General features: G+C 67.1%; 15 protein-coding genes and 1 pseudogene. 5 read left to right on the forward strand and 11 right to left on the reverse strand.

Translation table 11 applies throughout. The features are described 5' to 3' along the window. The 4 genes and pseudogenes from ACAM49_RS32275 to ACAM49_RS32290 all read right to left on the reverse strand — a co-directional run. Nucleotides 1-429 (reverse strand): annotated as a pseudogene (locus tag ACAM49_RS32275) (hypothetical protein); the annotation flags it as partial. Between the two features lie 90 nt (nucleotides 430-519). After that, nucleotides 520-2064, reverse strand: coding sequence for a DUF4185 domain-containing protein (locus ACAM49_RS32280; protein WP_369639349.1), 1545 nt, complete (start codon nucleotides 2062-2064; stop codon nucleotides 520-522). A 42-nt stretch (nucleotides 2065-2106) separates the two neighbouring features. Continuing rightward, complete coding sequence (locus ACAM49_RS32285; RefSeq protein WP_369639337.1) at nucleotides 2107-3459, reverse strand: MFS transporter; 1353 nt, start codon at nucleotides 3457-3459, stop codon at nucleotides 2107-2109. After that, a complete protein-coding gene (locus tag ACAM49_RS32290; protein ID WP_369639338.1) occupies nucleotides 3456-3923 on the reverse strand; it encodes an NUDIX hydrolase in 468 nt (155 codons plus the stop codon). Before ACAM49_RS32290 ends, ACAM49_RS32285 begins: the two co-directional genes overlap by 4 nt. A gap of 269 nt (nucleotides 3924-4192) precedes the next feature. On the opposite strand from ACAM49_RS32290, the gene ACAM49_RS32295 reads away from it, so the two are divergent. Both ACAM49_RS32295 and ACAM49_RS32300 read left to right on the forward strand, forming a co-directional pair. Continuing rightward, nucleotides 4193-4966, forward strand: a complete 774-nt coding sequence (locus ACAM49_RS32295) for a pirin family protein (RefSeq protein WP_369639339.1) — start codon at nucleotides 4193-4195, stop codon at nucleotides 4964-4966. 9 nt (nucleotides 4967-4975) lie between these two features. Beyond that, nucleotides 4976-5497, forward strand: a complete 522-nt coding sequence (locus tag ACAM49_RS32300) for a DUF4190 domain-containing protein (RefSeq protein ID WP_369639340.1) — start codon at nucleotides 4976-4978, stop codon at nucleotides 5495-5497. On the opposite strand, the gene ACAM49_RS32305 is transcribed toward ACAM49_RS32300, so the two are convergent. Then, nucleotides 5487-5960 (reverse strand): hypothetical protein, encoded by a 474-nt coding sequence (locus tag ACAM49_RS32305; RefSeq protein ID WP_369639341.1) that lies wholly within the window; start codon nucleotides 5958-5960, stop codon nucleotides 5487-5489. The two genes, ACAM49_RS32300 and ACAM49_RS32305, sit on opposite strands and share 11 nt — an antisense overlap. Before the next feature lie 90 nt (nucleotides 5961-6050). Between ACAM49_RS32305 and ACAM49_RS32310 the strand changes: the two genes are divergently transcribed. From ACAM49_RS32310 to ACAM49_RS32320, 3 genes are all read left to right on the forward strand, one after another. After that, nucleotides 6051-6917, forward strand: coding sequence for a Scr1 family TA system antitoxin-like transcriptional regulator (locus tag ACAM49_RS32310; protein ID WP_369639342.1), 867 nt, complete (start codon nucleotides 6051-6053; stop codon nucleotides 6915-6917). A gap of 16 nt (nucleotides 6918-6933) precedes the next feature. After that, nucleotides 6934-7314, forward strand: coding sequence for a DUF397 domain-containing protein (locus ACAM49_RS32315; RefSeq protein WP_369639343.1), 381 nt, complete (start codon nucleotides 6934-6936; stop codon nucleotides 7312-7314). 95 nt (nucleotides 7315-7409) lie between these two features. Next, nucleotides 7410-9392: a M13 family metallopeptidase gene (locus tag ACAM49_RS32320; RefSeq protein ID WP_369639344.1), complete on the forward strand. Its 1983-nt coding sequence runs from the start codon at nucleotides 7410-7412 to the stop codon at nucleotides 9390-9392. A 51-nt stretch (nucleotides 9393-9443) separates the two neighbouring features. Here ACAM49_RS32320 and ACAM49_RS32325 read toward each other — a convergent pair whose 3' ends face one another. The 6 genes from ACAM49_RS32325 to ACAM49_RS32350 form a co-directional block, all read right to left on the reverse strand. After that, the gene (locus ACAM49_RS32325) at nucleotides 9444-10523 is read right to left on the reverse strand and encodes an ABC transporter ATP-binding protein (protein WP_369639345.1); all 1080 of its coding nucleotides are present in this window, start codon (nucleotides 10521-10523) and stop codon (nucleotides 9444-9446) included. A gap of 44 nt (nucleotides 10524-10567) precedes the next feature. Continuing rightward, on the reverse strand, nucleotides 10568-11875 hold the full coding sequence (locus ACAM49_RS32330; RefSeq protein ID WP_369639350.1) for an ABC transporter substrate-binding protein: 1308 nt from the start codon (nucleotides 11873-11875) through the stop codon (nucleotides 10568-10570). 73 nt (nucleotides 11876-11948) lie between these two features. After that, complete coding sequence (locus ACAM49_RS32335) at nucleotides 11949-12740, reverse strand: carbohydrate ABC transporter permease (RefSeq protein WP_369639351.1); 792 nt, start codon at nucleotides 12738-12740, stop codon at nucleotides 11949-11951. Nucleotides 12741-12793: 53 nt separating this feature from the next. Then, nucleotides 12794-13723 carry a carbohydrate ABC transporter permease gene (locus ACAM49_RS32340; protein WP_369639346.1) on the reverse strand — a complete coding sequence of 310 codons (930 nt, stop codon included), beginning with the start codon at nucleotides 13721-13723 and terminating at the stop codon, nucleotides 12794-12796. Between the two features lie 248 nt (nucleotides 13724-13971). Beyond that, entirely contained in the window at nucleotides 13972-14874 is a 903-nt protein-coding gene (locus ACAM49_RS32345) for an Ig-like domain-containing protein (protein WP_369639347.1), read from the reverse strand. Between the two features lie 296 nt (nucleotides 14875-15170). Beyond that, the coding region (locus ACAM49_RS32350; RefSeq protein WP_369639348.1) for a cytochrome P450 at nucleotides 15171-15816 on the reverse strand (646 nt) is incomplete at its 5' end.

Raw genomic sequence — 15816 nt, forward strand, 5'->3', positions numbered from 1 at the left:
CGATTCCGGTGGATCGGCGGGCGGGTCGGTCCGATCATTCTCGGGCGCAGCGATTTCCGGCTTGGGGCTCTGATCGTTGCGGATATCCGGGCACGGATTGGCGCACGGGTCCGCGGGCAGCGGCGCGGGATCGATCCGGGTGTTGTCCTGTCGCGGACCCGGGATCTCGACCGGCGTGAACTGCGGGACCGGGATCTGGATGTGAATCGTATTGTCCGGCGCGGGCGGCGGAGGTGGCGGCGGCGCATTCGGATCCGGCTCGCGGGCCAGCGGATCGAATCTCGTTTCACCGCAGTCGTTCATCTGCGGCGGCTGCCACGGGGCCAGCGGTCCGGCGGTGGTGGGCGCGCCGGGCAGCAGCATGACCGCCAAGACGGCCGCGCCCGAGAGTGCCAGGGCGGCAGTCGGTCTGGAGCGTGCCGTACGCATCCCTGCCACGGTAACCGGCACGGCAGCATCCCGGTAGCGATCTTGGCGTGTCGGCGGCGGGGTGTGACCGAGCCGATACGTCCGGAGCGGCTATTTCAGGGTCGCGTGCATGAGATAGACGTTGTAGCTGTTCCAGGCGGAGATGGTGAAGTACAGGTCCTTCCCGGTGGACCACGGGTGGATGAACCCGCCGTACGCGGTGGGATAGTCGTCGGTGCCGAGCAGCGGCACCGGTTCGGTCCAGGTCCCCTGCGGTTCGGCGGCGGTGCGCAGCACGATCTGCCCGCGCGTGACGTCCAGGTACACCATCTGCCACTGCCCGGAGTCCGCGTCGTAGCGCACCGACAGTTCACTGGCCGTGCCGGACACCAGTGGCGTGGCGAGCAATTCGTTCGCGCCCTCGGCCGGAACCCAGCCGCCGTCGATCCAGTACTGGTAGGCCGACTTGTTCAGCACCTGCGCGGCGGGCACCCGGGCCAGCCCGATGACGCCGAGCCGGCCGTTGGGGGTGCCGAACATGTACACGTAGTCGCCGTGCGGAACCATGGTCGCGACCTGGAAGCGCCCCACCCCGAACAGGTTGTCCCAGCGCGCCCACTGCGATTTGGTCCAGGTGCGGCCGTTGTCGTCGGACCACGCGATGCCGCCGAGATTCGTCCACCACAGGCCGGGAATGCGGCTCCAGTGATTGACCGACATATAGGTCAGATACTGCCGGGCACCGATCGCGAATCCGGAGGTCGGGATGGTGGTGGTCTCGAAGTTCTTGACCTTGCGCGAGTCCAGGATCTCCGCGGCGTGGCAGCGGCTGTTCTGCACGAAGTCGTCGAGGATCAAGCCTCGGGACAGATCGCGATTGCTGCTGTAGGCGATGGTGTTGCTGCGCCAATCCTGTTGATCGGTACCGGCTCCCCCGGCCTGCCAGCCCTTGCCGAAGGTGTCGCCGAACACCACCGCGACCTGTCCGGGCTTGGTCTCCCACAGCAGTCCGAGGTCGGTGCCGTCGACCGACCAGCGGGTATCGGTCCGGTTCACCGACCCGTGCCCGGTCACCTGATTGACCAGCTCGACGGCGTCCACCTGGCGCGGGGCTACCGACGCGGCGACGGGTGCGGGCGCGGCGGGCTGGGGATCCGGGGTCGGCGCCGCCTGCGGTTCCGGCGGTTCCCCGCCCGGGACCGGAATCGGAATGGGTTCGGGCTCGGGCGCGATCTCGATCCGCGGCAGCGAGACACTCCCGCCGCCGGGCTGGTTCGCGGGCGTCGGCGCGGCGGTGTCGCGGACATCCGGGCACGGGCTGGCACACGGGTCGGACGGCAGCGCGACCGAATCGACCCGGGTGTCATCGGGTTTCGGCCCGGGCACCGGGACCGTCACAATCTGCGGCACCGGGATCGGGATCTTGATGGTCGTATCCGCCTGCGGCGGTGGCGAAGCCGGATTCGACTGCCGGGCCAGCGGATCGAATCCCGTTTCACCACAGCTGTTCACCGGCGCGGGCGCCCACGGATGGGTCGGCGCGGCCGAGGCGGGAGCACTCGGCACCGTGACGGCTCCCAGGGTCACCACACTCGAAAGGATCAGCAGCGCTGGGATTTCGGCGGGGCGAAAGGAGCGTCGACGGCGAAAACCCATGCGGTGCCCGGTAAATCCCACGGGGGCACCTTATCGGCTGGGTTACCGGTCCGCTCGACGCCGGGAGTTGGCCGCGATGGCCAGGATTCCGCCCGCGTAGACGGCCGCCGCCGCCATCACCACCGCCGGTGAGCGCCCGTCGGCGGGAATCAGCAGTGCCGTGCCCGCCAGCGCCAGCACGAAGGTGATGTTGAAAACGGTGTCCTGCAGGGCGAATACCTGTCCGCGATGGGCGTCGTCGATATCGATCTGCATGGCCGCGTCGCCGGTCAGTTTGATCACCTGCCCCGCCAGCCCGAGCAGGAAGGCCGCCGCCAGCAGCAGTATTTCGGCCCAGCGTTCGGCGTCCCCGGTGGCGACGGTGATGGGCGTGACCAGGATCAGCTGCACCGCGATGGCGGTCACCAGGCAGGTCACCACCGTGCGCGGCCGGCCCAGCCGCGGGATCAGCAGCGGGGCGACCACGGCCGCGGTCAGCATGCCGGCCCCGGTCGCGGTGATGGCCGCGCTGAACTTCGCCAGGTGCGCCCCCACCGCCGCCTCGTCGCCGCGGCGCAGCACCAGCACCATGAGCAGCGTGTCCGCGCCGAAGACGATGCGGTGCGCGCCGATTCCGGCGAAGGTCGTGGTCACCTCCCGGGAGCGCCAGGCCGCGGTCGCGCCCTCCCGCAGGCCCGCGGCGATGGCCCGCACGGTGGTGCGCTCGCCCGGTCCGCCGTCGTCCCCGGCGCCCGGGGTGCGCTCGGGCCCCAGGACACCCGGCCGGAAACCGGCCACGGCCAGCCCGCCCACCACCGATCCGATGGCGCTGACGGCCGCGGCCACCGCCGAGGCGGCATCGCCCGCGCCGATCAGTCCGATGATCGCGAAGGCCAGGCCCGCGCCCAGAATCGCGCAGCCCGAGGCCACGGTGGCCAGCACCGAGTTCATCGGCACCAGCCAGCGCTGGGACAGCACCCGGGGCAGCGACGCGGACACGCCCGCCCCCACGAACCGGCTCACCCCCACCACGGCCAGTGCGCCCAGCAGCAGCGGGGTGGCCCGGATCCCGGCCGCCAGGCCCGCCGCGGTGAGCAGGATGCACACCGCCCGGAGTCCGTTGGCGACCAGCAGCACCCGGCGGCGGTCCCAGCGGTCGAGCAGCGCGCCCGCGTAGGGCCCGATGATCGAGTACGGCAGCAGCAGCGCCGCGAAGCCGCCCGCGATGGCCAGCGGGTCGGTCTCGCGTTCGGGATTGAACAGGATCGCGCCCGACAGCGCGGCCTGGAACATGCCGTCGCCGAACTGTCCGGCCAGCCGGACCGCGGTCAGCCGCAGGGTGCCGGGGTTCTCGCGCAATCCGGTGCGGGCCGCGGCGAGCCGTTCGCGCAGGCCGGTGGGAGCGGGCGTGGTCACCGGGCGGGGTGCGTGGTGACCAGTGCGAAGACGGCAGCGCGCATATCGTCGGCCATGGGTAGGTTGTCGACGGTGTCGGCGTCGATCCACTGGTAGCGGTCGTGTTCGCTCGGATCGAGGCGGATCTCGCCGTCCTCGGCCTCGACCACGAAGCTGTATTTGCGCACCCGCGACTTGGTGCGGGTGGCGTAGTCGAAGCCGCCGAGCACGTCGGTGATGCGCACGACCCGCAGCGCGGTCTCCTCGAACAGTTCCCGAACCACGCACTCGGCGAAGGACTCCCCGGATTCCACCCCGCCGCCGGGCAGCTCCCACATGCCCTCGTGCGAACCCCCGACACGCCGCACGACCAGCAGCTTTCCGGCCCGGAACACGGCCACGCCCACCACGAAGTGGACGATGCCCTCGCTCTGGGCCTGCTGCCGCAGCTCGCGTTCGATGCCCGCGAGTACCTCGGGTCGCATCCCCCTGCTCTCCCTCCCGTTTCGCTTGCGGCACATCATGATACGGTCGCCGACCTGGGCCCACCGGGCGCCGCGTGCGCCGGGCGTCGGGTCGCTGCTGTCGCCGGGCGTTTGCCCGCGCCTGCCGTCCGGGGCGTATGGCCTGGTCGGCAGCCGACGGAGCGACGGTGCTCCCACGCTAGACTATTTACCTGGAGTTCAGCGCGAGGCATGGATTGTGCCCCTACCCTGGAACCCGATCGGTGCTCGCCGGTGAGAGGAGTACGGCGGTGTCCACCCTCACGACACCACACATCGATATCCATCGTGGCGGCGACCGCATGAAAACCCGTGTGGCGTGGCTGGATTCGAAGCATTCGTTCTCGTTCGGAGAACACTACGATCCCGACAACACCCATCACGGCCTGTTGCTGGTGAACAATGAGGACATCGTCCTGCCCGGCGAGGGTTTCGAGACCCATCCGCATCGGGATATGGAAATCGTCACCTGGGTACTGAGCGGCAGCCTGGTGCATCAGGATTCGCTGGGACACAACGGCGTCATCTATCCGGGCCTGGCCCAGCGAATGAGCGCGGGCACCGGCATTCTGCATTCGGAGAAGAACGATTCCTGGCGGATCAGCGCCGCGCCGGAACATCAGGAGCCGGTGCATTTCGTTCAGATGTGGGTGGTGCCGGACGATTCCGGGCTGACACCGGGCTATCAGCAGCTGGAGGTCGACGACGAGCTGGCCGGCGGCGGCCTGGTCACGGTCGCCTCGGGGCTGCCCCGCTACCGCGACCGCACGGCCATCGAGATCGCTAGCAGCCACTCGGCCATGCATGTGGCCCGGCTGCCCGGCGAGGGCGCCGAGGTGCGTTTGCCGGAGGCTCCCTACCTGCACGTCTTCATCGCGCGCGGCGAGGTGGAGATGGAGGGCGTCGGCACCCTGTACGAGGGTGACGCGGTGCGGCTGGCCCGCAGCGGCGGTCAGCGCGTCACCGCGAACCTGCCCGCGGAGATCCTGGTGTGGGAAATGCACGCCCGGCTCGGCGGCCAATAGCATCGACACATGAACCAGTACCCGCCACCGGGGCAGTACGGCCAGCCTGGTCCTTACGGTCAGCAACCGCCGCCCGGCGCCTATCCCCCGGGCAACTATCCGCCGCCCGGTGGGCCGCAGTACTGGCAGGAATCGCCGCAGCGCAAGGGCATGGCGATCACCGCCCTGGTGTTCGGCATCCTGGGCCTGCTCACCTTCTGGACGATCCTGCTGACCGTCATCGGCGTGCTGTGCGGTCTGATCGCGATCGTGCTGGGCGTGATCGCCCTGGTGAAGGCGCGGCGCGGGACGGCCGGCGGATTCGGCATGGCGCTGGCGGGCGCGATCATGGGCGGCATCGCCCTGATCGGCGGCATCGTCATCGGCCTGTTCGTCTGGATCGTCTTCAAGGACACCGGCGGCACGGACCTGATCGACTGTCTCCAGAAGGCGGGCAACGATCAGTCCAAGGTCCAGCAGTGCCAGGACGAGTTCAACCGGCGCGTGGAGGACAAGTTCAGCGTCACCTTGACGCCTGCGCCTACCCGCTGACGGGGCGGCATTCGCGGGTAGCCGCGACCACTTCGGCCAGTTCGGGGCGAAAGTCCCCTTCCGGCGGGTGAATCCACGCGCGGTAGCCGCTGTGTTCGTCCGACGGCGAGGGCAGGACGATGTGGCTACCGGGCAGTGCCACGGCGGCACAATCCCTGAAAAGGTCTGAGAACAAGGCGGAGTCGAGGTACGAGTCGTCGGTCGGACCGGTCAGGAACGTCCATCGCCCCGAGCGCGGGTGGGCGATGACGGGCCCGCAGCGGCCCTGGGCGAGCAGGTGGTCGCGGACGCGCCGTCCCAGGTCGGTGGGCATGGTGACGGCCCCGACGGCCCCGACCTCCAACATGATTCGGCCCATGGTCGAGTCCACCACGCCGTAGAGGCCGTGGTCCTTGCGGTAGCGTCGGCACCGGGCCAGTGCTTCCTGGGTGTCGGTATATGAGGACGGGTCCAGCGCGCTCATGGCGAACCTCCTGCTACCGACCCTAAGCCCGAGCAATCGGTATGACAATAGTCACACGCCCGCGAGTTGCGGGGCGTAGCATCCGTCCCCATGGCACCCGTCTCCCCCACCGTCGCCCGGTGGGAGCTGGTCTTGCGGCTGCGCGAATTACGCGAGCAGCGCGGCTTCGACTCGGCGACCTTCGCCAAGCGTGTCGGCTTCACCCCGGCCAACTGGTCGCATGTGGAGAAGGGCCGGCGCGTGCTCACCGCCACCACCATCGGCCCGGTGCTGGAGCTGCTCGAGGTGGAGGGCGAGGAGCGCGAGGAGCTGCTCGAACTCCTGGTACTGAGCAAGGAGCGCGGCTGGTGGGCCAAGTCCTCGGCGCTGATCGGCCCTGAGCTGCAACGGTATTACGGCATGGAGCTGGGCGCGGAGAGCATCCGCAGCTACGACAGCCTGGTGGTGCCCGGCCTGTTGCAGACCGAGGAATACGCGCGGGCGCTCATCAGCGCCGACGTCATGATCCGTCCGGTACAGGTGGAACAGCTTGTGGCCGTGCGGTTGCGGAGGCAGGAGCGGTTGCGCGGTGCCGATCGGGTGGAGCTCACCGCGGTGATCGGCGAGGCCACCCTCCTGCAACAGATCGGCGGCCCGAAAGTATTGCGCGGGCAACTCGAACACCTGGCAATGCTGCTGGACGAACTGGATTCCATTTCGGTACGGGTGATTCCGTTCACCGCGACCCGCGGCGCGCTGCTCGGCGGCTCGAGTTTTCATCTGCTGGATTTCTCTTCCGAGAATTTGCCCACCTTCACCTGGGTGGAGAGCGCGGTTTTCGGTGGGGCGGTGGAAGATCCGGAGCAGATTCGCGATCTGCGGTTCGCATTTGTGCGCGCACTCGACCAATCTCTCGGTCGCGCAGAATCTTTGGAGATGATCAAACGCTATTCGCAAGGGCAGGAGACGCATGCGTAACGGTAAAATGCTGCCCATGCAAACCACCGCGAAGTATCAGCCGGAATCCACCGGCTGGTTCACGTCGTCTCGTACCAATAACGGAAATCAGTGCGTGGAGGTTCGATTCGACGGTGATGCGGTGCTCATCCGCGACAGCAAGTACCGGCGCAATCCGGAACATCGCCTTGACGACGAGCCCATCATCACCGTCACCGCGGCCGAATGGACGACATTCCTGGCCGCCGTGCAGGGCCGCCATATCCCACGCACCGCGCTCATCGCGGAGACCGGTGCGGACGGCCACACCTCCCTCCGACACGGAGAAATCACCCTGAGCTACACCCCGGGCGAATGGCGCGCCTTCGTCGCCGGGGTCCGGGACGGCGAATTCGACCGAGTCCCCGTCGAAGCCTGAGCCCGTGAGCCATTGCGTTCACTGATCGTGAACGCAATGGGTGCGAAGTTCACACAGCCCGGCCGTGTGCCTCCGGAGTGGGCATACTGGGGATCGTGACTTCGCAGCTGACGCCTCCCTCCGGTATCGACCTGTCCTTCCGTGACGCGGACGTGCGGGTGCAGGACGACCTGTTCGCGCACGTCAACGGCAAGTGGCTGGACACGTACGAGATACCGGCGGATCGGGCGGTCGACGGTGCCTTCCGCACGCTCTACGACCAGGCGGAACTGGACGTGCAGAAGATCATCCAGGACGCCTCGGCGTCCGGCGCCGCCCCGGGCAGCGATGAGCGCAAGATCGGCGACCTCTACAACAGCTTCATGGACGCCGAGGCCATCGAGGCCGCGGGCCTGACCCCGATCGCCGAGGAGCTGGCCGCGGTGGCCGCCGTGGCCGACCGGGCCGGCCTGGCCGCGCTCATCGGCAGCCTGCAGCGCACCGGTGTGGGCGGCGCGCTGGCCTTCTACGTCGACACCGACGACAAGAACTCCACCCGCTACCTGGTGCACGCCACCCAGTCCGGCATCGGCCTGCCCGACGAGTCGTACTACCACAAGGACGAATACGCGGAGATCCGCGAGAAGTACGTCGCCCACATCCGCCGCATGTTCGAGCTGGCGGGCCTGGATTACGACGCGCAGAAGGTCTTCGACCTGGAGGCGAAGCTGGCCGCGGGCCACTGGGACGTGGTGCGCCGCCGCGACGCCGAATTGAGCTACAATCTCACCACTTTCGACGCCCTGGTGGCCGAGCACCCGGAATTCGACTGGACCGACTGGACTTCCGCGCTGGCCGCGGGCCTGGACCGCTCCGGCGCCGAGCTGTTCGCGGAACTGGTGGTGCGCCAGCCGGATTACGTGCGCACCTTCGCGCAGACCTGGGCTTCGGAATCCCTGGACGACTGGAAGGCGTGGACCGCCTGGCGGGTGGTGAAGGCCCGCGCGCCGTTCCTGACCGCCGATCTGGTCGAGGCCAACTTCGACTTCTACGGCCGCACCCTGACCGGCGCCCAGGAGAACCGCGAGCGCTGGAAGCGCGGCGTCTCCCTGGTGCAGGACCTGCTGGGCGAGGCCGTCGGCAAGCTGTATGTGGCCCGGCACTTCCCGCCGGAGGCCAAGGCCCGCATGGTCGAGCTGGTGGAGAACCTGCAGGAGGCGTACCGCCGCAATATCTCCCGGCTGGAGTGGATGGGCCCGGACACCCGGCAGGCCGCGCTGGCCAAACTGGAGAAGTTCACCCCCAAGATCGGCTACCCGGACGAGTGGCGCGACTACTCCGCCGTCACCATCGATCCGGCCGACGTGGTGGGCAACTACCGCAGCGGCTATGCCGCCGAACACGATCGTGACCTGAACAAGTTGGGCGGCCCGGTCGATCGCGGCGAATGGTTCATGACCCCGCAGACCGTGAACGCCTACTACAACCCGGGCATGAACGAGATCGTCTTCCCCGCGGCCATTCTGCAGCCCCCGTTCTTCGACATGAACGCCGACGACGCCGCCAACTACGGCGGCATCGGCGCGGTCATCGGCCACGAGATCGGCCACGGCTTCGACGATCAGGGCTCCAAGTACGACGGCGACGGCAATATGGTCGACTGGTGGACCGAGTCGGACCGCACCGAATTCGGCAAGCGCACCAAGGCTTTGATCGACCAGTACAACCAGTTCTCCCCCAAGGACCTGGCCGACGACCACAAAGTCAACGGCGAGTTCACCATCGGCGAGAACATCGGCGACCTGGGCGGCCTCTCGATCGCCTTGGAGGCCTACAAGATCGCCATGGAGGGCAAGGATTCCCCGGTCCTCGACGATCTCACCGGACTGCAGCGCGTCTTCTTCGGCTGGGCCCAGGTGTGGCGCACCAAGGCCCGCACCGAGGAGGCGATCCGCCGCCTGGCCGTCGACCCGCACTCGCCGCCGGAGTTCCGTTGCAATGGGGTGGTTCGCAATCTGGACAGCTTCCACGAGGCGTTCGACGTGAAGCCCGGTGACGAGCTCTACCTGGATCCCGCCGAGCGCGTGAAGATCTGGTAGGTCGCCTACCGTCGCGGAGACCGGCCGGGCCCCGGCCGGTCTCGAGTGCGACTAGCGGAGGCGCTCTTCGGTTTCCGCGTCGAAGAAGAAGAGCTCATCCTGTTTGGGCGTCAGGTAAAGGCGGTCGCCGAGCGCTACCCGGAAGCGACGGTCGACGCGGGCGACGACCCGGCCGGAGCGGCTGGACCATTCGTCGGCGATGCCGTGGGAGTAGAGGAACGATTCCGCGCCGAGCTCCTCGAGCAGCTCCACCTCGACGGGCAGCGCATTGGCCGGGTCGGCGGTGACCTCCCAGGATTCCGGGCGGATGCCGACCACCACGTTCTTGCCATCGATCTTGTGCGGCACCGGGATTCGCAGATCGTTGAGCACGGCCACGCCCTCGCGCACCGGAGCCGTCAGCAGATTCATGCCCGGCGAGCCGATGAACCCGGCCACGAAGGTATTGACCGGATCGGCGTAAAGGTCACGGGGAGCGGCGATCTGCTGCAGCTTGCCGTCCTTCATGACCGCCACCCGGTGACCCATGGTCATGGCCTCGACCTGGTCGTGGGTGACGTAGACGGTGGTGGTGCCGAGCCGCTTCTGCAGCGCCGCGATCTGCGAGCGGGTCGAAACCCGCAGTTTGGCATCGAGATTCGACAGCGGCTCGTCCATGCAGAACACCTGCGGCCGGCGCACGATGGCCCGGCCCATGGCCACGCGCTGGCGCTGACCGCCGGACAGGCGCGCGGGCTTGCGGTCGAGCAGGTCCTCGAGCTCCAGCATGGCCGCCGCCTCCTTGACGCGAACCATGGTGTCGGCCTTGTTCATTCCGGCATTGCGCAGCGCGAAGCCCATGTTCTCGGCCACGGTCATGTTCGGGTAGAGCGCGTAGCTCTGGAACACCATGGCCACATCGCGCGAGCGCGGCGGCAGGCCGGTCACATCGAGTCCGCCGATGCGGATGCTCCCGGCCGTCACCGCCTCGAGACCCGCCAGCATGCGCAGACTGGTGGACTTGCCGCAGCCGGAAGGCCCGACCAGCACCAGGAATTCGCCGTCGGCGATGTCCAGGTTCAGGTCCTCGACCGCCGGGCCGGGCGCACCCGGATAGGTGAGGGAAACTCCCTCGAACTGCACAGTCGCCATGCTGGCGTGTCTCCTCTATCCGCTCTTACTTGGGCAGCCCGGTCTTACTTGGGCAGTTTGGGCGTGATCTGCCGGTCGATGATGGTCTGCAGCTGGTTGGTGATATCGGCGAAAGTGGCTGCCGTATCGGCGTTCTGCAGGCCGATCTTCTCCAATCCGGTGCCGATGATCTGGTCGGCGCCGGGCACGAACACGCGCGCGTAGTTCTGCGGCTTGGTCAGCGCCAGTTGGTCGATCGCGGTCTTGGAGTTCGGGTTCTTGGCCAGGAAGTCCTGCTCGCTGGGATCGTTCACCGCCGACTTGCGCACCGGCATGTACCCGGTCGCCTGCGAGAAGTACGCGGTATTGGCCGCATTGGTGATGAAGTCGATGAACTTGAGCGCGTTCTCCTTGCGGGCGTCGCCGATCCGCGCCGGAATCGCCAGGCCCGCACCGCCGGTGGTGGCGCCCGCGCCGTTCGGGTGCGGCAGGAAGCCGGTGCCGAACTCGACCTTGCCCGCGGCATTGGTCTTGATGCTCTTGAGGTCGCCGGTGGAGCCGATGGCCGAGCCGATGATGCCGTTGCCGAAGTCGACCGCGTAGGTGGGCCGGATGGCGGCGTACTTCTTGTTGTTGATGGAGTCGCGCAGGTAGTTTCCGGCCTTGATGGTGGCCGGGTCGTTGAACTTCAGCTTCCACTCGTCGGAGTACGCGCCGCCGAAGGTCCAGCACGGACCCTGGAAGGTCCAGGCCAGATAGTTCTTGGCGTCACCCCAGCCGTGCGCCCACTTCTCGCCGCCGCCCATCACGCTCTGGATCTTCGGGCCCCACTCGTCGAACTCGTCCCAGCTGTTCGGGGTGCGGTCGGGCAGTCCGGCCTTGGACCACAGATCCTTGTTGTAGTAGAAGATCTGGGTCGAGCGCGAGTACGGCAGCGCCCAGGTCTTGCCGTTGAACTTGTAGTCGCCGACGAAGGTGTCCACGTAGTCGGACACGTTCACCCCGGCCGCGGAGAAGTGGCTGTCCAGCGGTTCGATGGTGCCGTTGAGCGCGTAGTTGAACCACCACACGTCGGACAGGATCACCACGTCGGGCAGTTCGCCGCCGGACAGGGCGGCGTTGAACTTGGTCGCGACCTCTTCGTAGTTCTTGCCCGCGTCGACGAGATTGACCTTCAGGTCGGGGTACTTGGCCTGGAACCGGTTGATCAGCTCGGTTTCCTGGTCCTTCGAGGTGCCCGGGTGGTTGGACCAGAAGGTGATGGTCTTCGAGTCACCACCCTGGGTGCCGCCGCCACCGGAACCGGCGCACGCGGTCAGCGCCGCCGCGCCCGCGGCCGCACCGGCGAGGCCGAGAAACCCGCGGCGCGACAGCGCGGGACGGTGCCCATTAAAGGCGCGTGATTCGGACACGTCAATCTCCTTCTGGAACTTAACTTTCGGGACTTCAGCCCTTGACCGCACCGGAGGTGAGGCCCTTGATCATCTGCCGCTGGAGCACCAGGAAGACGATGAGAATGGGGAGCATGGTCAGGATGACCCCGGCCATGACCGGACCCCAGTTGGTGACGCTGGGGTTCTCGGTGTTCTGCAGGAGGGTGAGGCCTACCGGCAGCGTGGCCACCCGCGCGTCGTCGGCCATCAGGAACGGCCACAGGTATTCGTTCCACTCGTTCACCAGCGTGACCACCGCGAACGCCACCATGGTCGGCCCGGACATGGGCAGCACCACCCGGGTCAGCAGCCGCCACCAGCCCGCGCCGTCCATGCGCGCCGCCTCGATCACCTCGCTGGGCAGCGACAGGAAGTGATTGCGCATGAGGAAGGTGCCGAAGGCGACGCCGCAGAGCGGAAGAATGATGCCCGCGAAGGTGTTTCGCAGTCCGGCCTGGGCCATGAGCGCGTAGTTGGAGATGATGGTGATCTGGTTGGGCACCATGAGCGCCGCGATGATCGTCAGGAACAGCACGTTCTTGTACGGGAAGCGAAGGAAGACCAGCCCGTAGGCGCTGAGCACGCCCAGCACGAACTTCACCGTGGACACGACGGCGGTCACGATGATCGAGTTCCGCAGGAACTGCCAGAACGGCAGCACCGTGGTGGCGTCGTGGTAGTTCGACCCCAGCCAGTGCTTGGGCCAGTAGCTGACCGGCTGCGAATAGACCTCCGCGTGCGCCATGAACGAGCGGGTCAGGATGTAGTACAGCGGGACGCCGACGATGATCAGCACGCACAGCATGGCCGCGTAGCCGAAGAGCTTCGCCCACAGCTCCCGATTCAGATTGAGCCGGTTCACTTCTCGTCCCCTCGGTCCATCATGCGCACCTGTACGACGGTCACCAGCAGCAGCACCAGGAACATGATGGTGGCGACCGCGGCTCCGTAGCCGGCGCGCTGGTTGACCCAGGACTCGCGATAGACCTGGTAGATCATGGTGGTGGTGCCGGTGCCGATGGGCCCGCCGCGGGTCATCACATTGATGAGGTCGAAGACCTGCAGCGAGTTGAGCAGCACCGTGATCGACAGGAAGTAGGTGGTCGGCCGCAGCTGCGGCAGCAGCACCCGGGTGAAGGTGGTCCAGCGGCTCGCGCCGTCGATCTCGGCCGCCTCCATGAGATCGGTCCGAACCCCCTGCAGCGCCGCCAGATAGATGACGAAGCTGTAGCCGAGGTTCTTCCAGATGTAGGTGACCGTGATCATGAACAGCGCCCAGTGCGGTTCCTGCGCGAAGTCGGGCGAGTGGATGCCCAAGCGCTGCAGGATATCCGGGATCAGGCCGAAGCCGGGATCGAAGATGAACTGGAAGCCCACGCCGATGGCCGCGCCGGAGATGACATAGGGCGCGAAGATCGCCGAGCGAACCACATTGCGGCCGAACAGCTTGCGGTCCAGCAGCATGGCCAGCGCCAGGCCCAGCACCATGCTGCCCACCACGGCGGCGACGGTGAAGACCACGGTATTGCCGACGATCTGCCAGGTGTCGTTGCGCTGGAACCACTCGGTGTAGTTGTCGAATCCGATGTAGTTCAGGCTGGTCGCGGAGATGTTCCAGTCCGTGAACGACAGGCGAATGTTGTCGGCGAGCGGCCGATAGACGAAGACGCCCAGCAGAATCAGGTTCGGCGCCACCAGAATGACGAAGAGCGCATAGTCCTGCCAGGGTCTGCTTCGCCATCCGCGCCCCGGGGGCGTCGGAAGTACTCGTTCGGGCCAACTTCGCACCCGCGCAGCCTTGCGCCTAAGGGCAAATGTCTGGTTAATGGCGGATGCAGGGCCGATTAACTGTCGGTCGGCACGCGCCACCGCCTGTTCACCGGTCACACCTTCGGGCGGCGCGGACATGCGCCGAATCGTACGATTGCCCAACTAATTTCGTGACCGAAATCATCTGAACGGATGGCCAACAGATAGAAAGAGGGTCCCGCTCGAATGAGCGGGACCCTCCAAGATCGGCGCGAATCAGCGCGAGATCAGTTCCAATCGCCCCAGCCGTCACCGGTGCTCAGGGTGCCGATCGAGTTCTTGACGATGACCGGATCGCCCTTCTTCACGTTCTCCTGGAACCACTTGGCGTCCTCGGTGGAGACGTTCAGGCAGCCGTGCGAGGTATCCGAGACGCCCTGCTGCGCAACGCTCCACGGGGCGGCGTGCACGAAGATGCCGCTGTTGGACATGCGGGTGGCGTACTCGACCTCGAGCTTGTAGCCCTGCGGGTCGGTTATCGGGACGCCGTAGGTGGACGAGTCCATGATCATCTTGCGGTTCTTCTCGCTGACGATGTAGGTCCCGTTCGGGGTCTCGTGCCCCTTCTTGCCCATCGAGGTGGGCATGGTCTTCACGACCTCACCGTTGCGGGTGATGGTGATCTGGTGGGTGGCGTCGTCGGCGGTGGCGATGAACTCGTCGCCGATCTCGTAGGCGACCTTGGTGTCGCCTGCCTGCACGGTCACCTTGGACCCGGCCGGCCAGAAGTCCTCCGGCCGCCAGCGCACCTGCTTGTCGCCCATCCAGTAGAAGTGGCCGTTCACCTTGTTGGTGGAGGTGATGCGGATGGACTTCTCGGCGGCGGCGTGATCGCTCACCGGATCCTTGAAGTTGATGATGACCGGCATGGCCACGCCGACCACGTCCCCGTCGCCGGGGCTGATGTTCGGGGCGGCGAAGGGGGCCGGCGGAATCGGCGCCTTGGCGTTCGGATCGGTGGGCAGCGAGCCCGGCTCGGGCTGCGGCATGACGGCGGAGGGCACACCCGGGATATCCGGGCCGCCCGGCCATAGCGGGGTCGCTGAGGCCGGCGCCGCCACCACTGCTCCGGTCGCCGCGATGGCGGCGAGGGCGATCAGTCCCGTTCTCCGATAGCGGGTATGGCGCACAGCAGTGGTCCTCTCAGATCTTCGTTCATCACGCAGATTGCGGGCGCACTTCACCCGCGTAGGTCCCAACCCCGCGTCCATTACTACAGTGATCCGTCCGGCAAGCCAATTGGCTTCTGCCAGTTATGCATACCGACTCGCTGGTGTGTGCCACGTCACACGACTTTGGGTTGGTTACTCACCCGGTGTGTATGTGCCGATGGCATCGGCGATTCCCCGAAAGTGACACCGCTGCGGCCGGTTTCGGAGCGATTGCTTCCCGAAACCTCGCTGTGATCGAAATCACCGATGGCGCTTCAGGGTTGAACGTCGAAGGTGATCGCGGTGCGCGGACCGACTGTGATGGTGTGCGGCACCGACAGCGGCGTGGGCCCGTGCGCGAAGCGCGGTGCGAGCCGCAATCGCACGCTGGTCAATACAGTAGCCAATACAATACGGAGTTCATAGTCGGCCAGCGCCGCGCCCACACAACGCCGGTGCCCGCCGCCGAACGGCGCGAACTCGAAGGGGCCGTAGCGCCGTTCGAGGAACCGCTCCGGCCGGAAGCGGCGCGGTTCGGGCCACACCGCCGGATCGGTGTGCAGCAGGTGGACCGAGATGCCCATGGTGTCCCCCGCCGCCAGCGGCGCCCCGCGCAGCGTGAAATCGCCGGTGAGCCTGCGCAATACGATCGGCACCGGCGGATGCAGCCGCAGCGTCTCCTGGCAGACGGCGTCCAGGTACGGCAGCTTCATCAATTCGGCCGGGTCGGGATCGGTTCCGGCCGAGGACAATTCGCCGAGCAGCCGCTCCAGCACCGCCGGTTCCCGATGCAGCCGGTACAGCGCCCACACCAGCGCCGTCGCCGTGGTCTCGTGCCCCGCCACCAGCAGCGTCCGCAATTGTTCCCGCAGATCGGTGGCGGTGATCGCGCTGCCGTCCTCGTAGCGGGTGCTCAACATG

Origin of the sequence: Nocardia sp. JMUB6875, from assembly GCF_041154655.1 — a bacterium.
GTDB lineage: Bacteria > Actinomycetota > Actinomycetes > Mycobacteriales > Mycobacteriaceae > Nocardia.